Genomic DNA, 23,326 nt, shown 5'->3' with positions numbered 1-23,326 from the left:
GTTGCGTTATACCAACCCGTATTGCTGCGTCAGCAACGAATGCAACAGCGGCCCGAGCGTCTCCAGCGAAGCCGGCGACAGAATGTCCGCGTGTTCGCAGCGCTGGTGATGGCAGATCAGCCCATCCAGATACGGCGCCCACACGGCGTCGATGTCCATCTCCGGCGGCAGCGTCTGGTCGGCGACAAACAGCGTCGCCGTGCCGTGGAAACGCCGGCTGCGCGCCTGAGACAGAATGCGCACCGCGTCGCGGTAGTTGGCGACGATGCTGTCGAACATTGCCGCCTTCTCCGCCATCAGCGCCGGATCGCCATGATCTTCCGCCATAAACTCGGCCTGCTCCTGCGCCACCTCTTTCTGCGCGTCCTCCTCGCTGGGGCCGGTCCAATCCTGGCCTTCCGGCGGATAGGTATCCAGCATGCCGAGGAACGCCACCTCTTCGCCCTGCTGCTGCAGGCGCGCGGCCATCGAGTGCGCCAGCGTGCCGCCGAGCGAATAGCCCAGCAGGTAGTAAGGCCCCTGCGGCTGCAGGCGGCGCAGATTGGCGAGATGACGATCGACCATCTGCTCGATATCCTCGCAGGTGGCGATGGCGCCGTCCGGTCTTGGCGACTGCAGGCCGATGATGGGGTAGCTGCCCGGCAGATAACGGCTCAGCCCTGAGTACTGCCAGGCGAAACCGGAAGCCGGATGCAGGCAGAACAGCGCCGGGCCTTGGCCGGCCCGCAGCTGCAGGCATTCGCCGACGCCGCGGCTCTCGGCCGAGTTGGCCGCCTGCGCGTCATCGAGCAGGTGCGCCATCTTCTCCAGGCTGCGGGCGAACATGATCTGCCCGACGCTCAATGGCCGAGGCACGCGGCGACGCAGCTCCGCCGCCAGACGCATCGCCAGCAGCGAATGGCCGCCCAGCGCGAAGAAGTCGTCGTCGGCATACACCGTCTCGCGCCCCAACAGTTCCCCGAACAGCGCCGCCAGCAGGCGTTCGCTGTCGCTCTGTGGCATGCGGCCACTCTGGTGACTCAGCTGCGGCCGCGGCAACGCCTTGCGATCCAGCTTGCCGCTGGCGCTGAGCGGGAAGCTGTCGGTCATGACATAGCTGACCGGCATCATGTGCGCCGGCAAACGCTGCTCCAGCGCCTGATGCAGCACGGCGGTATCCAACGTCACGCCCGGTTGGGCGATCAGCCAGGCGACCAGTTGGCGCATATCGGCGCCGCCAAGCCCCGTCGCGCCCTCGCCCAGCTCGATGGCGTGCACCGCCGCTTGCGCTACCCCCGGCTGCGCCAGCAGCGCCTGCTCGATTTCCCCCAGCTCGATGCGCTGGCCGCGGATCTTCAGCTGATCGTCGCTGCGCCCCAAATACTCGACGCTGCCGTCTTCCAGCCAGCGGGCGATATCGCCGGTGCGATACATGCGCGCGCCGTTGCCGGCGGGATCGGCGACAAACCGCTGCGCCGTCAGCCCCGGCCGATGCAGATAGCCATCGGCCAGCTGAATGCCGCGCAGGTAGAGATCGCCGGCGCAGCCGACGGGCACCGGCCGCAGCATGGCGTCGAGAATGCTCAGCTGGGTGTTCCAGACCGGTTTGCCGATCGGCACGCCGGCGCCGCTCACCGCCGCCAATGCCGCGCCGGACGCCGGTTGGTAGGTGACATCGACCGCCGCCTCCGTCGGGCCATACAGGTTGTGCAGCGGCGCGGTAACCAACGCCTGATAGCGGGAAGCCAGTTCACACGACAGCGCTTCGCCGCTGCAGAACACGCGTTTGAGGCTGGCGGCGGCGCGCTGTGGCGCCCGCTCGTTCAGCGCCTCCACCCATATAGCCAACATGGACGGAACGAAATGCAGCGTGGTCACGCCATAGTCATCGATCAACGTCGTCAGCGCCTGCGAATCGCGATGCGCCTCCGGCGGTGCCATCACCAGGCGCGCGCCGACCATCAGCGGCCAGAAGAATTCCCAGACGGAAACGTCGAAGCTGCACGGCGTTTTCTGCAATACCACGTCCTGCGCATCGAGCGCATACTCGTGCTGCATCCAGAACAGGCGGTTGACGATCGCCCGGTGGTTTACCACCACGCCTTTCGGCCGCCCGGTAGAGCCGGAGGTATACAGGACGTAGGCGGGATAGTCGCCGTTCCCCGCCGGCAGGCGCGCAGGCGGTTCACGCCCGCTGTCGTCCAGCGCATCGAACAGCAGCGTCGGCGCCAGCGCGGCAAAGCGGGCATCCAACGCGCTCTCGGTGATAATCAGCCGCGGCTTGGCGTCCTCCACCATGTAGGCCAGCCGCTCGTCCGGGTAGCCGGTGTCCAGCGGCAGCCAGGCGGCGCCGGTCTGCACAATCGCCGTCAGCGCCAGGCTGAGGCGCACGGAACGCGGCAACGCCACCGCGACGATATCCCCCGGCTGAATGCCGGCCGCCGTCAGCCGCTCGGCCAGCAGCGCGGCCTGGCGCTGCATGTCGCGGTAGCTGAGGCTGTGCCCGGCATCCTGCAGCGCGATGCGTTCCGGCGTGCGCCGCGCTTGATCGGCGATCGCCTGATGCAAGGTGGTGTCTGCCACCGCCTGCCCGGTGCGGTTGACCGCCGCGATCAGCGCCTGCTCCTGCGGCGTTTGCAACTGCCAGCGCGGCAGCGGCAGATCCGGCTGGGCGATCCACTGCTGCAACAGCGCCATCAGCCGCGCGGCGAAGCGCTCAGGCTGCGGCACCGAGGCGCGGTACTCCATCAGCAGGCGCAGACGCTCGCCCGGCAGCACCAGCAGCGTCAGCGGATAGTGGGTATAGCCTTTGTTGCGGATGGCGTCGCAGCGCAGCGACCCTGCGCCGCCCAGCAGAGCGTCGTTGTCCGGGTAGTTCTCCACCACCAACAGCGTATCGAACAGCGTGCCCGCCCCGGCCAGGTGCTGAATTTCACCCAATCCCAAATCGTCGTGCTCCAGCAGTTCAATCTGCCGGTGCTGCAGCTCAGTCAGCTGTTCCGTCAGCGAACGATCGTGCTGCAGACGCACCCGCACCGGCAGCGTGTTGCTGAACAGGCCAACGTGTTCCTCGACCCCTTCTATCTGGCCAAAGCGACCGGAAACCGGCGAGCCGAACACCACGTCCTGCTGGCCGCAACAGCTGGCCAACTGCAATGCCCAAATGCCCTGCATCACGGTATTGAGCGTCAACCCGCGTTCGCGACACAGGGTCAGCAAGCGCCTTTCCTCGGCCGGCGGCAACGTCATCTCCAGCTCGTGCACGCGATCGTCCTGCGTTTCACCGAACAGCAACGTCGGCCGCACGTCCTGCAGCGTCTGGCGCCAGAGGCGGCGCGAAGCTTCGGCATCCCGCGCGGTCAGGCGGCGCACGATATCGGCATAGTTCGAACGCAGCGGCGGCAACGCCTGCTCGCCTTCACGCAGGGCCAGCATCAGATCGTTGAGCACCACCGGCGTCGACCAGCCGTCGACGATCAGGTGATGCGCGTTAAGGAACAGCGTGTAGCGTTCGCTATCCCCGTGTTTGACCAGCAATGCATGCAGCATCGCGCCCGGCTGGTTGAACAGATCGCACTGCAGTTCCTGCTGCTCCAGTCGGTGCAGTGCCTGCGCTTCTTGTTCTTCGGCCAGCGGCGGCAGCGCGTGGCTGTCCAGCGGCCAATGGCTTTCCTGCGGGATCAGCTGCAACGGCTCGCCCTCGCGGTTGAATCGGGCGGCCAGCTGCGGATGGCGGCGGATCACCGCATTCAGCGCCTGCTGAAGTTGATGCGCGTCCAGTTCGCCGCAGAGGCTCAGGCGCGTCAGCGAGTTATAGCTGCCGCCCTGCTGCGCCGTCTGCGCATGGAACAGCAGGCCGTGTTGCAGCGGCAACAGCGGCAGCGCCGCGGCTAACGGCCCGCACTCCCGCTCCCAGGCGCGCACCGCTTCATCATCGACGCCCGGCTGGGCGATTTCGGCCGCCACCAACGTCGCCGCCGCGCGTTCGGGATGCCGTTCGGCAAACTCGCACAGTGAACGCACGGCGTGCTCGATGCCGCTGTGCAGCTGCGCAATGTCGCTCTCGCTGAACATTGCCTCCAGCCAGCTCCAGTTAATCGCCAGGCAGGCGCCGTCGCGCCGCTCCTCAACAAAGATATTCACTTCCAGCCCGTAAGACGGCGCCTGCTGCGCATCCTGCGCCACGGCGAAGGCGTCGCGGAAGCGGGTCTGGCTGCGCTGCGGCGTCCAGTGCGCCTCATCCTGGCTGAAACGCCCAAGGTAGTTGAATAAAATCTCCGGGGCGTTGCGCTGCGCCAGCGCCGCCAGATCGTCACGCTGCGGATGCAGATAACGCAGCTGGCCATAGCCGACGCCGCGATCGGCCACCGCGCGCGTCGCCCGTTTCACCGCGCGCACCGCCTCATTATGCTCGGCGTCATGCAGTTCGATACGCAGCGGGTACTCCGCCGTCAGCCAACCGACGGTGCGGGCCAGATCGAGGCCGTCATCCAGTTCGGCGCGGCCGTGCGACTCCAGAGAGAAACGCAGCGAAGCGGCCTGGAAACGGCGGCGGCAGGCCTGAGCCAGCGCGCACAGCATGATCTCTTCAACCTGGGCGCGATAGCTCTGCGGCAATGTGCCGAGCAGCGCGGCGGTCAGCCGGCTGTCGAGCAGCGTGCGCCGTTCGCTCACCGAGGCGATGCGATCGGTCTGCGGTTCCAGCGCGCGCCGCCCCAAACGTGGCACGCCGTCCGCCAACATCTGCCGCCAGAACGGCAGCTCGGCTTCGCGGCGTTCGACGTCGGCCCGTAAACGCGCGGACCATTCATAGAGCGAGGTTTCCTCCGGCGGCAGCGTGATCGGCTGCCCCTGCATGGCGCTGTCGGCCACTTGCCGCAGCTCGTCGAGCAAGATGCGCCAGGAAACGCCGTCGACCACCAGGTGGTGGATCGCCAGCACCAGCCCCAGGCTCTGCCCGTCACGCTGCAACAGGATCGCCTGCATCATGGCGCCGGCCGCCGGATCGAGCTGCTCGAGTGCAGCATCAAACGCCTGTTCCGCCGCTAGCTCCAGTTCGCCGGATACGGCCTGAACCTGCATGAACTCAGCGGTAGCGGCTTCCTCGATCACCAACTGGCCGCCGCGGATCCTGGCGCTCAGTGCCGGGTGCGCCGCGCGCAGCTGTGCCAACGCATAACGCAGCTGTTCCGGTTGCAGCTCGGCGGGCACACGCAGGAAAACGCCGTGCGCGAAGCGGCGATGCATATCGCCCGTCTCGGCGAACCAGTGCAGGATCGGCAGCCCGTCGATCGGGCCTTGCCGCACGCTGCGTGCGGTCTGAGAGCCAACGGCCAGCGGCTGCATCGCCTGCGCCATGCGCGCGGGGGTGTGCAGCGCGAAGATCTCGCGCGGCCGCAGCAGATAGCCTTTGCGCCGCAGGGCGGTGCCCAGCCCCATCGCCGAGATGCTGTCGCCGCCGAGCGCGAAGAAATCGTCGTCGGCGCCGACGCGCTCCATTCCCAACAGTTGGGCCATCGCGCGGCAAATCAGCCTCTCCTGCTCGGTGGCCGGTTCGCGAATGCTTTGCGCCAGCGTTTCCTGCGGTTTGGGCAGCGCCTGGCGGTCAATCTTGCCGTTGACGTTCAGCGGCAGCTCCGGCATTACCACCAGGATCGCCGGCACCATATAATCTGGCAGACGCTGCGCCAACTGCCCCAGCAGCTCGCTTTGCAGCGCCGGCGAGGCGCGACGCGCGTCATCCTGCACCGAGCAGTAGCCAATCAGGCGATAGGTGGCGCCGATCGGTTCGGCGATCACCACCGCCCGCCCCACGTCCGGCAAGGCGGCCAAGGCGCTTTCCACCTCACCCAGCTCGACGCGGAAGCCGCGCACCTTGATTTGGTGATCGGTCCGGCCAATGAATACCAGCTGGCCCTCCGCGCTCCAGCGCATCAGGTCGCCGCTGCGGTACATCACCTCGCCTTCGGCGAACGGGTTGGCGACAAAGCGCGCCGCCGTCAGATCCGGGCGCCGCAGGTAACCGCGCGCGATGCCCTTGCCGGAAATGTACAGCTCACCCGCCGCGCCGATCGGCACCGGCTGCAGGCGGCTGTCGAGCAACCAGACTGAGGTATTGGCGAGGGGACGGCCGATCACCGGCTGATCGGCGGCTGTCACCGGCGCGCCGAGGGTATCGACGGTGTATTCGGACGGGCCGTAATAGTTGTGGATCTCCACCTCCGGATGCTGCTGCATCAGGTTCCACAGCGTCGGCGTCGCCGCCTCGCCGCCGATCATCACGAAAGACGGCAGCGGGAACTGCCCTTTCAGCAGACCGCAGTCCACCAGTTGCGAGAAGAACGACGGCGTGATGTCCAGCAGATCGATCGGCGTCTGCTGGGTCTGTTCCAGCAGCGCCCAGGGGTCGCGGCGCAGCTCTTCATCGAAGATAACCAGTTCGCTGCCCATCATCATGCAGAACAGCGGTTCCCAGGAGGAGTCGAAAGAGAACGAGGCGGTATGGCCGGCGCGCAAGCGGCGCGCGTGGCGAGCCTCGAATTTTTCGATCGCCGGGCCGAACAGAGAAGCCTGGTGCGACAGGAACAGGTTCAGCAGCCCGCGGTGCGTGGACATCACGCCCTTGGGTTTGCCGGTCGAACCGGAGGTGTAAATCATGTAGGCGAGATGCGCCTCGTTCAGCGGCACACGCCGTTCGTCGTCCGTTATCGGCGTGGCCGCGGCGGCCGCGCAGCGCGCCAGGCACGGGGCGTCGTCCAGGCACAATACCTGCGGCAGATCCGGCATGTTGGCCCGCGTGTCACTGTGGGTCAGCAACATCACCGGCCGCGCGTCGTCGCACATCAGCGTCAGGCGCTCACGCGGATAGTCCAGATCGAGCGGCATATAGGCCGCGCCGCTGGCCAGCACGCCGAACAGCGCGACCAGCGTGTCCACCGAGCGCGGAATGCCGATGGCGACCACGTCTTCGGCGCCGATGCCGCTTTCGATCAGCACTCGCCCCAGCTGCATCACCCGTTCGGAGAGCTGCCGGTAGCTGAGGCGCACGTCGCCGCAGGACACCGCCAACGCCTCGGGCTGACGCTCAACCTGGCGCTGGAACGCATCCATGATCGAAACCATGCCCGCCGGCGGCGTCAGCTCAGCGCCGCGCCCCCAGGTCGCGAGTTGTCTGAGTTCCCCCTCGCCGATCAACGCCAGTTGACCGTTCGGCTGGTGCGGCTGCCGCGCCAACTGCTGCAGCCAATGGCCGATGCGCTCCGCGTGGTGCTGCAAGGTGCGCGGCGAGTATTTGGCCGGGTTGGCGACCAAAGACAGCGTCAATACGCCGCTTCGAAAACCGATCTCGAACTCCAGGTCGTCGACCGGCCCCATCGCCAGCGTATGGGTGGTGGCCGCCTGACCGTCGAACGACAAGGCGCTGTGGTAGACCTTGACGTTGACCACCGGCCCGTACAGTTCCTGATGGCCGCCGACCAGGCCGAGATCGCGCTTGATCTGCTCCGCCTCATAGCGTTGATGGCGGCGCGCCAGCTTGATCTGCGCCACGGTGGCCAGGCAGACATCCGCCAGCGACATCTCCGGCGTCACGTTCAGCAGCAGCGGCAGCACGTTGACCACCGGGCCGACCGCCGCCAGCGCCTGCGATCCCATCCGGCGCATGAAAGGAAAACCGACTGAGAAGCGGGTTTCGCCGCTCATGCGCGCCAGGTACAGCGCCAGCGCCGCCGTGACGATATCGGCCGGCTGCAGCGACTGCAGCGCGCCATCGCGCAGCGCTTCGTCAAACAGCGATTCCGGCAGCACCAGCGCCTGTTTGAGCGGCCGGGCGCCCGCCTCAACCTCCCGACTCTCCGTCGATAATGACAGCGGCGACGGCAAATCGCGCAGATGCTGGCGCCAGAATTCGGCCGCCCGCTCACGTGCGGGCGAGGTTTGCCATTGCTGAAACTCTTCCACCACCTTGCCGAACGGGGTAAACGGCGAGGCCGCCGGCGCCAGCCCGTGGCGCAGCGCGCGATAAATATCGGCGATCCGACGGGTGATGGCTTCGAAGCTGAAACCGTCCAGGGTCAAATGATGAAAGCGCTGATACCAGAACCAGCGATCGGCGCTGACGCGGATCACCGCATGGCGATAGAGCGGCCGCTCGCCGTCCGCCGGCAGATCCTGCGCCAGATCGTCGTTCATCAGCGCCAGCGCCGCCTGTTCGGCGTCCGGCCGCGCGCTGAAATCGAACCACTCCGGCGCCTGCACGCGCGCAGGATCGGCGTTCAGCGGCAAACGCTGCACCGGCTGGCCGTCCTGCGCCTCAAAGAACTGCGCCTGAACCGTATCCGCTTCGGCCAGCCCCTGACGGATCGCGCGCTCCAGCGCCGAGCGGTCGATAGCGCCGTGCAGTTCGGTGTAGTGCGCCACCGCGAAGCCGTTGCGCCGCAGCGCGATTTGGTCGGCGATCCAGATCCCCGGTTGCGCCGCAACCAGCGGATAATCCCGATACTCGACCTGAGTATCCGGCAAAGAAAGCGTTTCTGACATGGCGTCTGTCCTTTTCCTCAAACGGAATGTATCGATGTGGCTGTCTGGCGCTTAACGCGCCGCATCCGCCGCTTTCAAGGCCGCCGGCCGCATGTCCTGCCAGTGCGTTTCGATGTAGTCGATGCATTCGCCGCGCGACGCCGGCCCCATCAGCACGCGCCACCCCTGCGGCGCGTCGGCAAACTGCGGCCACAGCGAATACTGCTGCTGCGCGTTGACCAAAACGGAGAAACGGAGGCTTTCGTCATCGAACGGGTTTTGTTGTTCCTGAGTCATTTTCATTACCTGTCTGTCAAAATGTGTGGGTTATTCCATCCCGGAAAGCAGCTGGCGTACGCCGTCCACCAGGCCGCCGCGCCAGCAGAGCGCGTCATGTCCGCCGGAAAACACGCGGTAGTCGGCGCGGTGCCCCGCCGCCGTCAGCGCCTCGTGCATCTGACGATTGACGAATTCGATATCCGCCTCCCGATCGCCGGCCTGTTGGATCACGTTGAGCGCTGGCGCCGCCGCGTCGCGTTGCCGAACCTGGCGTATCAGCCAGCCTTCCTCCAGTTCGTGGCGTTTTTCGAATTGGGTAACGAATTGCACCGTAGGCCACCAGAAGGAGCCGGACTGGCTCAACACGTGGCCGAAGCGCGCCGGCCAATGCAGGCCGGCATATAACGCCGCCAGCCCGCCGTAGCTCTGGCCGGCGACGACGGTGCGCGCCCCTTCCTCGCTGAACGCTTCGCGCTTCTGCGCCTGCGGCAACAGCTCATCGATGATTGCCTGCCAGAAGGCGGCGTTACAGGGCAGCTCGTTTTCCCGGTGTTCGCCGTCGATCGCATCGATCAGCAGCCAGCACGCGGGCGGCAACCGCCCTGTTGCGGTTTCGTTCTCGATCACCGGCAGCAGCGCGTGCCTTTCGATCCAGTTTTGGCCGTCGAGCAATAACACCAGCGGGCGATTCGCTTTCACCGCCGCGTCGCCGCTGGCATACAGCCAGACGCGCCGCTGCGTGCCGAGCCGTTCGCTGTGCCACTGAAAACGCTGTAGCCGCGCCTCGTCCAGCGGCCGATCGGCGGCCAGCCAGGCGCTTTGGTCGTCGGCATCCGGCCCCTGGGCCAGGGAAACTGGGCGCGGGCGATGAGACGGCCCCAGCGAGAGGCGATTCAACGGATCGGCGATCGCCAGTGGAAACAGCGAAATCCACCAGGCGCGCTGCTGGCGATCGCGCAGCGTTTCGTCGTCGCTGAAGACGGGAGGAAGATCCCGGTCTGTGACGGGGATCAGGCTGTAGCTGCCGCGCCAGCGGCGATCGATAACGGCCGTGCCGTACCAAACGTCGGTGCCGGGCAGCCTGGTCAGGCTGCTGGGGGACGTGCTGTGGTGATCGGTTATGCCGTTGATATCGGCATAAACGCGGCGAATCGGCGAGCGCCGTTCATCGCCGGCAGGATCGCGCCATAGCCAGGTCATTTTGACGTGGCGGTCATCGTGCGGCTCGACGATGGGCGTGCCGTGAGAGGCCACCTTCTGCCACCACTCGGGCTGCCCCGCCGCCTCTTCACGCAGCCACTGCACCGCCAATCCCTCATGACCGTTGTCTGGCCTCTTTTCCGGCAAAAACTCCATAGCGCCCCTTACATAACATGAGTGATTTTTACAAAACCTGACAATCGTATTGATACTCATTATCGTTTTCAATACTATTTGTCGGATTTTTACCGTCGTGCGCACACGGCGTTTCCGTATCGACGGGTAAAGACCGCTCGCCGATATTTCGGGGTTTATCAGGGTTGCATGACACACAACGCAGGTATGCAGGAGAGAGAATGAAGATTAAAAACAAAGGGATAGACAATTCTAATGCGGAAGCGACGGCCGCCAAGCGGTTGTTGCTGGGCTCGGCGCTGGCCTTACTGCCCTTCGCGCCACACGCGTCCGCTGCGGCGGACGAGACGATTTTGGTGACCGCCGACGCGCAAAACAGCGTGACCGCGCCGGTCAAAGGGATCGTCGCCAAAGAGAGCGCCGCCGGCACCAAGACCGCCGCCGCTCTGCGCAAAACGCCGCAGTCCATCTCGGTGGTCACGCGCGAGCAAATGAACGACCAGGAACCGGCGTCGGTCGCCGACGCGCTGAACTACACCAGCGGAGTGATCACCACCTACCGCGGTAACTCTAACCGCAATGACGAAGTGATCAGCCGCGGCTTCCGCTATGCGCCCAAGCTGCTCGACGGCCTGCACTTTGGCCTCTCGAGCCAAAACGGCGGCGCCGGGCAGATCGATCCCTGGCTGCTGGAGCGCGTGGAGATGGTGCACGGCCCGGCCGGCGTGCTGTACGGCCAGGTCAGCCCCGGCGGCGTGGTGGTGATGACCAGCAAGCGCCCTACCGCCCAGAGCATTCACGAAGTCAAATTCAGCACCGGCAACCGCCATCTGGCGGAAACGGCGTTCGATTTCGGCGGCAAACTCAACGACGACAACACCCTGTTTTATCGCCTGAACGGTATCGCCAGAACCGAGCATGAGTTTGTCAAAGACAGCAAGCAGCAACGGGTGGCCATCGCGCCGGCCTTCACCTGGCTGCCGAACGAAGACACCAGCTTTACGCTGCTGACCAGCTACCAGAACGATCCGAAAGCCGGGTCGCGCAACTTCCTGCCGCGCGCCGGCACGCTGTTCCCGACCAGCGCGGGCTATGTGCCCTATGACTTCAACGTCAGCGAACCCAGCTTCAACAGATCGCGGCGCGAGCAGGCGTCGATCGGCTACAGCCTCGAGCATAACTTCAGCGATGCGCTGTCGTTTACCCAGAACCTGCGCTTCACCCACCGCGATGAAGACTATAAATATCTGGTTTATAACGTAAACTCGAAGGTCAACGACCACACCGTCACCCGCATGGCGCAGCATGAAACGCAGATGACCAACGAGTTTGGCGTGGATAACCAGCTGAAGGGGCTGTTCGACACCGGCGAGGTGAAGCACACGGTGCTGGGCGGGTTGGATTACCGCTACAGCCATATCGATTCGAAGATGTATCGCGATCGCGGCAACGACTACCCGATCGACTGGGCAAACCCGGTTCGCCCCAGCATCGATGGCAGCACGCTGGCGCTGGCTTCCAGCGATTTGAAGACGCTGAATCAGGTCGGGGTGTATCTGCAGGACCAGCTGGAGTGGAATAACTGGAACCTGCTGCTGTCCGGCCGTCAGGACTGGTCGCAGGTCAACACCCGCGATCGCACCAGCGGCGGTAAGGAGCAGACCTACAACGACGCCCAGTTCACCGGCCGTGCGGGCCTGCTTTACGCCTTCGACAACGGCATTTCGCCGTATGTCAGCTACAGCACTTCGTTCGATCCTAACCTGTATCCGAGCGCGCCGGGCGCCGATCCGCTCAAGCCGACCACCGGCAAACAAACCGAGGTGGGCGTGAAGTACCAGATCCCGGGCGGCAACACCCTGCTGACCCTCTCCTGGTTCGACATTACCCAGCGCAATGTGGCGTCTTACAACCGTCTCACCTCCGCCTACGAGCAGATCGGCGAGGTGAAATCCAAAGGGATTGAGGCGGAAGTACATGCCCAGCCGACGCCGGAGATCAAGCTGACCGCCGCCTATACCTACACCGACGTGGTGACCAAAGACTCCAACTCGGCGGACGAAATCGGCCACAGCCCGGCGGGCATCCCGCGCCACGCCGCTTCCGCCTGGGGCAGCTACAGCTTCCTGAGCGGCGCGCTGAACGGCCTGACCGTCGGCAGCGGCGTGCGTTACATCGGCGATGCGCCGGCCGACGCCATCGGCCAGTACGATGTGCCGCACTACACGCTGTACGACGCCATGGTGAAATATGACCTTGGCCAGGCCTCGTCGGCGCTGCGCGGTGCGGCTCTCCAGCTCAACGTGCAGAACCTGACGGACAAGAAATACGTTTCATCCTGCAGCGGCGAGTACGCCTGCTTCTACGGCAGCGGCCGCAGCATCATCGCTTCGGTCAACTACCGCTGGTAACCAAAATGGGCGGCCAGCGCCGCCCATTTCTTCCACCTTTCCCGCCGCCTTTACTCCTGCTTCAATTCTCGCAAGTGCTTGTACACCGTGGCGCGCCCCATCGACAGCACGTTGGCGATGTAGTCTGCGGCGCTTTTGGCCTTGAACGCCCCCTGATGATAGAGATCGCTGACCAGCCGCCGTTTCTGTTCGCGGCTCAGCGCGCCGAGCGCGGCGTTTTCGCGCCGCAGCCAGTCGTGCAGGAAGGTGTTGATCTTCTCCTGCCAGTCGTCTTTGAACAGCTGTTGGGGCTGTGGCTGCAGCCGCGTGACCGACAGGAACATGTCCAGCGCGTTGCGGGCGTCCTCGAACATCGCGGTGCTCAGGTTGATGCACAGCAGATAGCTGGGCTTGCCCTGCTCGTCGCGCGCGGCGATGCTCACGGAACGCATCTTTTTGCCGTCCCAGTTCAGCTTCTCATAGGGGCCGGTCACGCCGGCGCCGCCATCAAGCTCGAAGTCCTCCAGCCCGGCGTCATCGCCCGGTTTGCGCTTCGACAGGTTGTTGGCCAGATAGGCAATCTTGTTGGTGGCCAGATCGTGGATCACCACTTCCGCATTCGGAAAAAACAGCGCCGCGATGCCGTCGGCGACCGAGCGCAAAAGTTCGAGTTGAGAAGAAGAGTTCGGCACGCTGGGGGGTCTCCGTATAGCCCGGTTTGGTTTGCGGTTCAGCCGCTTAGCATACCGCAGTTGCCGCCGCTTGCCGAGTGGATGGCGTTGGCGTCTCCTTCACCGACGGCTGCGCCGCAAGCGCCTTTATTGTCCTTGCCGGGGATCGGTCACCCGTCCGTTTCTGGTGAATAAGCTTTTCAGCCCACTCTTCTGCCGCAACACATTAAAACAGCCTCGAATCATGCTCCTCTTTGCCAGGTAAAACACGGCGGCAGACGGCGTTTTAACAGGATTTTAACGCTGCCGAGGGGAAACGCCATTGTCAACATGGCTGTTAAATAAAATGAAACTTTTTGATCACATTCAAGCTTCTGAAAAATAGATAAAAAGGGTTTTTATGCGCTTTACATGCATAAATTATGCATGTGCTCGCTCACTGCCGACAAAAAGTAATTAACTATTCATTTATCGCCCTGCAGGCGGCGAAAAACCGCCCGCTGGCCCGATGAGCGGGGGGCTAACAACCGGCATAATTAGTGGTAAATTTAGCGTCGCAAAGTGTTATGCGCTTGCTAATCCACGGTTAAACGAAATAAATACCTCTAATATATAAAGGTTGGTTATGGAAAAGCTATCCTACGCTTCAGACAGCAGCACCACCGCTTGGGCTACATATCTGCAACAAATCGATCGCGTCGCCCCTTACCTCGGCGAGCTGTCACGCTGGGTTGATACGCTGCGTCACCCTAAGCGCGCTTTGATTGTCGATATCCCGCTGCAGATGGACGATGGCACCATCCGTCACTTCGAAGGTTTCCGCGTACAGCACAACCTGTCGCGTGGGCCGGGCAAAGGCGGTATCCGCTTCCACCCTGACGTCGATCTGAACGAAGTGATGGCCCTGTCCGCCTGGATGACCATCAAGTGTGCCGCGGTCAACCTGCCGTACGGCGGCGCCAAGGGCGGCATCCGCGTCGACCCGTTCAAACTGTCTGAAGGCGAACTGGAGCGACTGACCCGCCGCTACACCAGCGAAATCGGCTTCATCATCGGGCCACAGAAAGACATCCCTGCGCCGGACGTCGGCACCAACGCCAAAGTGATGGCCTGGATGATGGACACCTACTCCATGAACCACGGCACCACCATCACCGGCGTGGTCACCGGCAAGCCAATCCACCTCGGCGGCTCCTTGGGCCGTGAGAAAGCGACCGGCCGCGGCGTGTTCGTCACCGGCAGTGAAGTGGCCAAGCGTCTGGGCGTGCAGATCGAAGGCGCCAAAGTGGCGGTGCAAGGCTTCGGTAACGTGGGCAGCGAAGCGGCTCGCCTGTTCGTTGGCGTCGGCGCGCGCGTCGTCACCATCCAGGACCACTCCGCCACCCTGTTTAACGCCGACGGCATCGACCTGGCCGCGCTGACCGAATACCAGGCCAAGCACAAGCAGATCGCCGGCTTCCCTGGCGCCAGCGAGATCGAAAGCGAAGCGTTCTGGTCGGTCGACATGGACATCCTGATCCCTGCGGCGCTGGAAGGTCAAATCACCCGTCAGCGCGCCGAGATCCTCAGCGCCAAACTGGTGCTGGAAGGCGCTAACGGCCCGACCTTCCCAGAGGCGGACGACATTCTGCGCTCCCGTAACATCACCGTGGTTCCGGACGTTATCTGTAACGCCGGCGGCGTAACGGTCAGTTACTTCGAGTGGGTGCAGGACATGGCGAGCTACTTCTGGAGCGAGTCCGAGATCAACGAGCGTATGGACAAGATCATGACCGACGCCATGGTCCACGTCTGGAACAAGGCCGCAGAGAAAGAGTGCAGCCTGCGCACCGCCGCTTATATCGTGGCCTGTGAGCGCATCCTGACCGCACGTAAAGAGCGCGGCATCTACCCAGGTTGATGCCCGTATCCCGGCCTGCCCGCCCCGGCAGGCCGGGTTTTCCTCAGCGCAAACAGCGCTTCAACACCTTACCGGTGCTGGTCATCGGCAAACGCTCGACGAACTCGACGATGCGCGGATACTTGTACGCCGCCAGCCGTTCCCGGCTCCAGGCGATCAGCGTTTCTTCCTCGATCGGCTCCTCCGTCTCTTTCAACACCACTACCGCTTTGATCTCTTCGCCCAGCGACGGATGTTCGACGCCGATCACCGCCACCAACGACACCGCCGGGTGGCGAATCAGCGCCTCTTCAATCTCGCGCGGGTAGACGTTGAACCCGCCGCGAATGATCATGTCCTTGGCCCGATCGACGATGAAATAGAAGCCGTCGGCGTCGCGGCGCGCCAGATCGCCGGTGCGGAACCAGCCGTTTTCCAGCACCTCCGCCGTCGCCTCGGGGCGATTCAGATAGCCTTTCATGATGTTGTAGCCGCGCACCGCGATCTCCCCTACCTGATCGACAGCGTCGATCGGCTGCCCGGTGGCGTCGAGCAGGCGCACCTCCACGCCCCAGATCGGCTGGCCGATGGAGCCGGGCTTGGTCAGGCGGTGAGGATGGTTAAAGGTGGCGACCGGGCTGGTCTCAGACAGCCCGTACCCTTCGAGAATGTTGACGCCGAAGCGGCGCGAAAAATCCTCCAGGATCTGCACCGGCAGGCTGGCGCCGCCGGACACCGCCATACGCAGCGTGCTGCGCAAGCTTTCGATATCCGTGTGTTCATCCAGCGCATTCAACAGCGCCCAATACATGGTCGGCACCCCGGCGAAAAAGGTGATGCCGTGCCGTTGCATCAGCGCGATGGCCTGCGCCGCGTCGAAGCGCTCGACCAGCACCAGAGTGGCGGCGGAAGCGAACCCGGCGTTCATCTGCACCGTCGAGCCGAAAGTATGAAACAGCGGCAAGGTGACCAGGTGACGATCGGGGGTCGTCTCCGAACCGTCGAACAGCCGCACCGATCCCAAGGCGTTGAGCACCAGATTGGCGTGGGTCAACTCCGCCCCTTTGGCGCGGCCGGTGGTGCCGCTGGTATAAAGCACCACCGCGGTGTCGCTTTCGAGCGTCGCGGCCGAAGCGAATTCGGTAGCCTGTGCGGCTATCGCCGCGCTGAAACGTTCCCCCTCGAGCGGCAACCGATCGCCGATGATAAACACCTCACGGCACTGCTCCGCGTTCGCCGCCGCCCGCAGCGCTTCCTCCCCCAGCGGCAGGCCGCTGCTGCCCTCGAAACAAAACAGCGCCACCGCCGCCGAATCCGCCAGGTAATAGTCGAACTCCGCGCTCTTAAGCAGAATATTGAGCGGCACCACCACCGCGCCGCTTTTGAGAATGCCGTAATAGACAGCCGGAAACTCCGGCCGGTTCGGGCAGGCCAGCGCCACCCGTTCACCGCGCCGCACGCCGCGCGCGACCAACAGATTCGCCACCCGGTTGGCCATCTCGTTCAGCGCCCGATAGCTGAGCGGTACATCGTCCTGTATCACCGCCGGCCGTTCCGGCCAGGTGCGCGCACTCTCTTCAAGCAAGGTAGCCAGATTCAGCATCGGGGATCCTCCCTGGGGTTGAGCGGCGAGAAAAGCGCCGCAGTATCACGAGTATAGATAGGCGCTTCGCGGTTCGCATTCCCAGGGCCGCTGGGCTATACCTTAGGCAATCCCCATCCCGCAGGAGTTGTGATCATGAGCAAGAAAAAGATCCTGATGCTGGTCGGTGACTATGCCGAAGATTACGAAACCATGGTGCCGTTTCAGGCGTTACAGATGATCGGCCATTGGGTGGACGCCGTGTGCCCCGGCAAAGCCGTCGGCGACTACATCATGACCGCGATCCACGATTTTGACGGCGCGCAAACCTACAGCGAGAAACCCGGCCACCGTTTCACCCTGAACGCCGACTTCGCCACCGCCAAAGAAGAGCACTACGATGCGCTCTTGATCCCCGGCGGCCGGGCGCCGGAATACCTGCGCCTCAATCCCGACGTGATCGCGCTGGTGCAGGCGTTTGACGCCGCGAAAAAGCCGATCGCCGCCGTTTGCCACGGCCCGCAGCTGCTGGCGGCGGCCGGGGTGTTGCAAGGCCGCACCTGCAGCGCCTACCCGGCCTGCGCGCCGGAAGTGCGGCTGGGCGGCGGCCATTATGCGGAGATCGGCATCGATCAGGCGCACGTTGACGGCAATCTGGTCACCGCCCCGGCCTGGCCGGCGCATCCGCAGTGGCTGGCGAAGTTCGCCGAGGTGCTGCAGAAATAGCCGTTCAGGGGATCGCACCAGATAGCGACGACGCGGCATCCCCTTTGCAATAAACCAAAAATCGCTTGACCTTCCCAACGTTGGAAGTCGGATAACGCGGGATGAACTGCTTCCACGCAGTGAATTCCACTGTCGACTTCGGTAGGAAAGGTCAAATGATGAAAGCCAAAACCATAATCCTGATCGCAGCGGCGATAAACGGCGCTTTCGCCGTTGCCGGCTGCAAAGAAAACCCGTCTTCGGCGACACCTGCGCCGCCTCCCCGTGTTCCTGTGGCTGATGTTTTAGTCCGCCCGATAACGCCCTTTGCCGAATTCACCGGTTCGCTGGCCGCGGTCAAGCACGTTGAGTTGCGGCCTCGGGTCGCCGGTTATGTGCTGGCGGTAAATGTGCCGGAAGGTCGCCTGATAGAAAAAGGCCACCCGCTCTTTCTCATCGATCCGCGGCCATTTCAAGCCGCGCTGAACGAGGCGACGGCGCGTTTGCAAGAAGCGGAAGCCGCCTCAACGCTAGCCCAGGCCGACTATGTGCGCGCTAAAACGTTGTTCAATAAAAACGTTATCGCCCGCGATCGGTTTGATTCGGCTACCGCCATGATGAAAGCGAGCAATGCGCAGGTCAACGCAGCGAAAGCGGCGCGGGAGGCGGCAAAGTTGGATCTGGAGTTCACCCGCGTCACCGCGCCGATTGCCGGACGCGTAGGCCAGACGCTCGTCACCGAAGGCAACTATGTCACCGGCGGCGTCACGCCGCTCACCACGCTGGTCTCGGTCGATCCACTCCACGTCTATTTCGATGTGGATGAACGCACCTATTTGCAATCGTTGACCGCGTGGCGCAATAAAACGGCGCCACCTGACATTCGGGTATCGGTGGCGTTACTTGCAGACAAAACCTATTCCCGGCGCGGGCGCGTCGATTTCCAGTCCAATACCGCCGACCGCACGACGGGAACGGTGCGCCTGCGCGCGGTGATCGATAACCCGGATGGGCGACTGTCACCTGGGTTGTTCGCCAGAGTCAAGCTGGAAACCGGCGCGCCGCAGGCCAAGATCCTGATCGCCGACCAATCGATTGGCACCGATCAAAACCGGCGCTATGTCCTGGTCGTCGATGAGAATGACAAAACCGAATACCGCCCCGTTGAACTTGGCCCGGTCGTTGAAGGACTGCGCGTGATAGAGCACGGCCTGCGGCCGGGAGAACGCATCGTCGTGAAAGGGCTGGTGCGCCCCGGCATGTCAATCACGCCGCAGCCCGCCGAGATTGACGGCGCGCCTATCGAGCAATTGAACGCTGCGGGAGACGCGACATGACTTTCCCTCGTTTCTTCATTAAACGCCCGATCTTCGCCATCGTTCTCTCCATCTTGACGCTGATCGCCGGCACCGTGGCGTTATTCCAGTTGCCGCTCAGCGAATACCCTGCGGTTACGCCGCCTACCGTACAAGTGACGGCGTCTTATCCCGGCGCCAACCCGAAAGTGATCGCGGAAACGGTGGCCGCACCGCTTGAGCAAGCCATCACCGGCGTCGAAGGCATGCTTTACATGTCTTCACAGGCGGCGACCGACGGCCGAATGACGTTGACCGTCACCTTTGCCCAGGGAACAAATGCCGACATGGCGCAGATCCAGGTGCAAAATCGGGTAGCGCGCGCGTTACCCCGCTTGCCTGCAGAGGTACAGCACCAGGGCGTGGTGACGCAGAAAACCTCACCGGACATCCTGATGGTGGTGCATCTCCTGTCGCCTGACCAACGCTACGATCCGCTTTATATCTCAAATTACGCTTATCTGCAGGTTCGTGATGAACTGTCCCGCATTCCGGGCGTCAGCGATGTCCAGGTCTGGGGAGCCGGCGAATACAGCATGCGGCTCTGGCTGGATCCGGATCTGATCGCCGCGCGCGGGCTAACCGCCGGCGATGTGATCGCTGCGGTGCGCGAGCAAAACGTTCAGGTGGCGGCCGGTTCCGTCGGTCAGGCGCCCGATTCCAATGCCGCATTTCAGGTTACGGTCAATACCCTCGGCCGTCTGGCCGATGAGAAACAGTTTGGCGATATCATCATCCGCACCGGCAGCGACGGCCGGGTGACCCGCTTGCGCGACGTCGCCCGTATAGAAATGGGCGCCGATGCGTATGCGCTGCGCAGCCTGCTCGACGGCGAGCCGGCCGTCGCGCTGCAAATCATTCAGAGCCCGGGCGCCAACGCGCTGGACGTCGCTCAGGCGGTCAGAGCGACCGTCAAGCACCTGGAGGGCAACTTTCCTGCCGGACTCAGTTCACGGATCGCCTACGATCCCACGGTTTTCGTGCGGGCATCGCTCGAGTCGGTTGTGACGACCCTGCTGGAAGCGATCCTGCTGGTGGTGATCGTGGTAGTGGTGTTCCTGCGCAGCTGGCGAGCCTCGCTGATTCCGCTGCTCGCGGTGCCGGTTTCGCTGGTCGGCACGTTCGCCATCATGTACTTGATGGGCTTCTCTCTCAATACGCTGTCCCTGTTCGGTTTGGTATTGTCTATCGGCATCGTCGTCGATGACGCGATCGTGGTGGTGGAAAACGTCGAACGACACATCGAAAACGGCAAAACGCCGCAGCAAGCCGCGCGACTCGCCATGGATGAAGTCACCGGGCCGATCGTCGCCATCACCTCGGTGCTGGCCGCGGTTTTCGTTCCAACAGCGTTCCTGAGCGGTTTACAGGGCGAGTTTTACCGGCAGTTCGCGCTGACCATCGCCATTTCAACCCTGCTGTCGGCGCTCAATTCGCTTACGCTCAGCCCGGCGCTGGCGGGCATGTTGCTGCGGCCTCATCCGGCGAAACCTCGCGCTCCCGGCCGCATTGGGCGCGTCTTGCAAGCCGCTGTCCGGCCTTTCCAACGCGCGCCGGACGCGTATGCCAATGCCGTGCGTAAAACGGTGCGCGTCCGCGGGATGGCGCTGGCTATTTACGGCGGGCTGCTCGTTCTGACGTTTTTCAGCTTCCAGGCCGTTCCGCCGGGCTTCGTGCCCATGCAGGATAAGTACTATCTGGTGGGCATCGCCCAACTGCCCAATTCGGCCTCGCTGGATCGCACCGATGCGGTCGTTAAACAGATGTCGAAGATCGCGCTGGCGGAACCCGGGGTAGAAAGCGTCGTGGCCTTTCCGGGGCTGTCGATTAACGGCTTCGTCAATGTGCCGAACGCCGCCGTGATGTTCGTCATGCTCGATCCGTTTAAAGATCGCGCCACGCCCGATCTGGCCGCCTCCGCCATAGCCGGTCGGCTGCAGGCGAAATTCGCCGACATTCCCGATGGTTTCCTCGGCGTATTTCCGCCACCGCCCGTTCCCGGTCTCGGCGCTACCGGCGGATTCAAGATGCAGGTGGAGGATCGCAGCGGTGCGGGGCTCGAGTCCCTGGTTGAGCACACGCGGATCCTGATGATGAAAGCCACCGAATCGGGCCAGGTCGCCGGTCTGATGACCAGTCTGGATATCAACGCGCCGCAACTCGATGTGGTTATCGACCGCACTCAGGCGCAAAGTCAGGGTGTCAGCCTGGCGGATGTGTTCGAGTCGCTGCAAATCTACCTCGGCTCGCTTTACATCAACGATTTCAACCGATTCGGCCGCACCTACAAAGTCACCGCTCAGGCCGATGCCGTCCATCGCATGCAGGCCGAAGCTATCGGCCGGCTGCAGGTGCGCAACGCAGCCGGCGACATGCTGCCGCTGTCTTCCTTTGTCACCGTTACGCCCGGCTCCGGCCCGGATCGCATCATTCGTTACAACGGCTATCCATCGGCTGATATCTCGGGCGGTGCGGCGATGGGCGTCAGTTCCGGTCAGGCGGCTGCATTGATGGAGCGCCTGGCGAAAGAGACGCTGCCGGAAGGCATGACCGTCGAATGGACCGATCTCACCTATCAGCAAAAGCTCGCGGGCGACGCGGCGCTGTTCATTTTTCCGCTGTGCGTGCTGCTCGCCTATCTCATTCTGGCCACGCAATACAACAGCTGGCTACTGCCTTTGGCCGTGCTGCTGATCGTGCCGATGTGTCTGTTGAGCGCCATGATTGGCGTCTGGCTGCTGGGCGGCGACAACAACGTTTTCGTGCAAATAGGCCTCATTGTGCTGGTCGGCCTGGCCGCCAAAAACGCCATTCTGATCGTCGAGTTCGCCCGCAGCCTGGAGGATGAAGGCGCCAACGCGCTCGAGGCGGTGATTAAGGCCTGCCGGCTGCGATTAAGACCGATAGTGATGACTTCAATCGCGTTTATCGCCGGCGTCATTCCATTGATCTTCGCCAGCGGTGCGGGGGCGGAAATGCGCCATGCCATGGGGGTGGCGGTCTTCGCCGGCATGCTGGGCGTGACCTTGTTCGGCCTGTTCCTGACGCCGGTCTTTTATGTCGTGATTCGCGGCCTGGCGACCCGATTCGAGCAATATCGTGCCAAAGCCAAAGCCAGCCGTAAGGAGCGAGTCTGATGAAAAATCTTCGTAGAACCTTGTTATTGCCGCTGAGCGCGCTCGCCTTGCTAACCGGATGTGCGGCGGTGGGCCCCGATTACTCGCCGCCCGTCGCCCGTCACCCTGCCGGCTTCGGCCAACCACCGGCGGGGCTGAGTGCCGGAAATGTCGAACTCGCCTGGTGGCGCCTCTTTGACGATCCTGCTCTCACGGATTTGGTTCAGCGCGCGTTGGCGGCGAACCATGATGTCGGCATCGCCGTCGCCCGAGTAGACGAAGCCAGAGCCCTGTTGCGTGAACAACGGCAGGATTTCCTGCCGCGCGCCGGTGCCGCGCTGAGTTATGAGACGCGGCGACTGGGTGAAGCGGAGAAGCTGGCCGCCCAGCCACGCCATACGCAAACCTATCGCGGTGCGATTGATTCGACATGGGAAATCGATCTCTTTGGACACGTTCGGCGCTCGATTGAGGCCGCTCAGGCGCTGGCGGGAAGCCGCGTAGCGTTGCTGCGTGGCGTTCAGGCGGGCGTCGCTGCGGAAGTGGCCGCCACCTGGCTAGAACTCCGAGGTTTAGACGCCGAACTTAAGATGGTCGCCGAAATTAGCCACAGCCAGCGTGAAAGTTTGGTGCTGGTAAAAAAACAAATGAGCGCCGGTGTCGCCAGCGAATTCGACCGATTGCGCGCCGAGGCGCTATTGCGCAACGTCGAAGCGGCGACGCCAGAGCTGGAACGCCGCCGAGCCGCCGCCGTCAACGCATTGGCGACGCTGCTTGGCGAAATGCCCCAGACATTCCGCCCCCCTTCCGCCGAATGGGGAAGCCAGCCGCCAGTGCTGCGGACGATCGCCGTGGGCACGCCCGGCGCCCTGCTCGCCCGGCGCGCCGACATTGTGGCGGCTGAACGGGAACTTGCGGCAGCCACCGCCATGATTGGCGTGGAAACGGCGGCGCTCTACCCGCGTATCGAAGCGCGAGGTTCGATCGGGCTGGTCGCCGGCAACCTCGATGCGCTGACTGGCGCCGGTGCGTTCTCCGGTGTGATCAGCCCAGTGATTCGCTGGGCATTTCTCGATATCGGGCGCGTACGCGCCCGGATCGCCGCCAGCGAGGCGCGAACACAACAGGCGCTGTTGATTTACGAGCGGACGTTGCTGAGCGCGCTGCGCGAAACGGACGATGCTTTCAAAACCTATGCTGAGGCGGTCAGCACGTTGGATCTGCGGTTACTTGAGGCGGCGGCGAATCGCGAAGCGGCCCGGCTCGCCCAGACGCGTTTTGCCGCGGGCGAAGGCATTTATCTGGAGGTGCTCGAGGCAGAACGGGCCGACTTCGCCAGCCGGCGCGCATTGACGCAGGCCGGCACGCGTCAGCGGCTTGCCGTGGTAGGCATCTACAAAGCGCTCGGCGGCGGCTGGGAGACGTGCGCGGCGGCAAAAAACGATTGCCGCGGCGCGACCGGTTCGTTCATGACGGCAAAAATCGGCGATGAACCTTGACCTTCCCCCGATGGGAAGC

Annotated in this window: 11 protein-coding genes; 6 read left to right on the top strand and 5 right to left on the bottom strand. The window is 63.6% G+C overall.

The window, feature by feature from the left end; genetic code table 11:
• Positions 1 to 6 precede the first annotated feature (6 nt).
• Genes ACJ8HB_RS12915 through fes form a run of 3 tightly spaced genes read right to left on the bottom strand, consistent with a single transcriptional unit; the run spans position 7 to position 10,131 of the window.
• The gene (locus tag ACJ8HB_RS12915; RefSeq protein WP_094887899.1) at positions 7 to 8,517 is read right to left on the bottom strand and encodes a non-ribosomal peptide synthetase; all 8,511 of its coding nucleotides are present in this window, start codon (positions 8,515 to 8,517) and stop codon (positions 7 to 9) included.
• A 51-nt stretch (positions 8,518 to 8,568) separates the two neighbouring features.
• The gene (locus ACJ8HB_RS12910; protein ID WP_033648496.1) at positions 8,569 to 8,793 is read right to left on the bottom strand and encodes an MbtH family protein; all 225 of its coding nucleotides are present in this window, start codon (positions 8,791 to 8,793) and stop codon (positions 8,569 to 8,571) included.
• 30 nt (positions 8,794 to 8,823) lie between these two features.
• Positions 8,824 to 10,131 (bottom strand): enterochelin esterase, encoded by a 1,308-nt coding sequence (gene fes / locus ACJ8HB_RS12905; RefSeq protein WP_236658247.1) that lies wholly within the window; start codon positions 10,129 to 10,131, stop codon positions 8,824 to 8,826.
• A gap of 200 nt (positions 10,132 to 10,331) precedes the next feature.
• On the opposite strand from fes, the gene ACJ8HB_RS12900 reads away from it, so the two are divergent.
• On the top strand, positions 10,332 to 12,521 hold the full coding sequence (locus tag ACJ8HB_RS12900) for a TonB-dependent siderophore receptor (protein ID WP_043147484.1): 2,190 nt from the start codon (positions 10,332 to 10,334) through the stop codon (positions 12,519 to 12,521).
• A gap of 50 nt (positions 12,522 to 12,571) precedes the next feature.
• Here ACJ8HB_RS12900 and ACJ8HB_RS12895 read toward each other — a convergent pair whose 3' ends face one another.
• A complete protein-coding gene (locus ACJ8HB_RS12895) occupies positions 12,572 to 13,192 on the bottom strand; it encodes a helix-turn-helix transcriptional regulator (protein ID WP_033648347.1) in 621 nt (206 codons plus the stop codon).
• Between the two features lie 604 nt (positions 13,193 to 13,796).
• On the opposite strand from ACJ8HB_RS12895, the gene ACJ8HB_RS12890 reads away from it, so the two are divergent.
• On the top strand, positions 13,797 to 15,071 hold the full coding sequence (locus ACJ8HB_RS12890) for a Glu/Leu/Phe/Val family dehydrogenase (protein ID WP_033634571.1): 1,275 nt from the start codon (positions 13,797 to 13,799) through the stop codon (positions 15,069 to 15,071).
• 43 nt (positions 15,072 to 15,114) lie between these two features.
• Here ACJ8HB_RS12890 and ACJ8HB_RS12885 read toward each other — a convergent pair whose 3' ends face one another.
• Positions 15,115 to 16,653 (bottom strand): long-chain-fatty-acid--CoA ligase, encoded by a 1,539-nt coding sequence (locus ACJ8HB_RS12885; RefSeq protein WP_047567425.1) that lies wholly within the window; start codon positions 16,651 to 16,653, stop codon positions 15,115 to 15,117.
• A 135-nt stretch (positions 16,654 to 16,788) separates the two neighbouring features.
• On the opposite strand from ACJ8HB_RS12885, the gene ACJ8HB_RS12880 reads away from it, so the two are divergent.
• From ACJ8HB_RS12880 to ACJ8HB_RS12865, 4 genes are all read left to right on the top strand, one after another.
• Positions 16,789 to 17,358, top strand: a complete 570-nt coding sequence (locus tag ACJ8HB_RS12880) for a DJ-1/PfpI family protein (protein WP_041035150.1) — start codon at positions 16,789 to 16,791, stop codon at positions 17,356 to 17,358.
• 155 nt (positions 17,359 to 17,513) lie between these two features.
• Positions 17,514 to 18,674 (top strand): efflux RND transporter periplasmic adaptor subunit, encoded by a 1,161-nt coding sequence (locus tag ACJ8HB_RS12875; RefSeq protein ID WP_269454185.1) that lies wholly within the window; start codon positions 17,514 to 17,516, stop codon positions 18,672 to 18,674.
• Positions 18,671 to 21,829 carry an efflux RND transporter permease subunit gene (locus ACJ8HB_RS12870; protein WP_094860084.1) on the top strand — a complete coding sequence of 1,053 codons (3,159 nt, stop codon included), beginning with the start codon at positions 18,671 to 18,673 and terminating at the stop codon, positions 21,827 to 21,829. Before ACJ8HB_RS12875 ends, ACJ8HB_RS12870 begins: the two co-directional genes overlap by 4 nt.
• Complete coding sequence (locus ACJ8HB_RS12865) at positions 21,829 to 23,307, top strand: efflux transporter outer membrane subunit (protein ID WP_060428258.1); 1,479 nt, start codon at positions 21,829 to 21,831, stop codon at positions 23,305 to 23,307. Before ACJ8HB_RS12870 ends, ACJ8HB_RS12865 begins: the two co-directional genes overlap by 1 nt.
• The last annotated feature ends 19 nt before the right edge of the window (positions 23,308 to 23,326 follow it).

This window comes from Serratia sp. CY27727, from assembly GCF_052169275.1.
Classification (GTDB): domain Bacteria; phylum Pseudomonadota; class Gammaproteobacteria; order Enterobacterales; family Enterobacteriaceae; genus Serratia; species Serratia sarumanii.
Note: the sequence above shows the minus strand (reverse complement) of the source record. Positions and strands in the feature narration are given on the sequence as shown.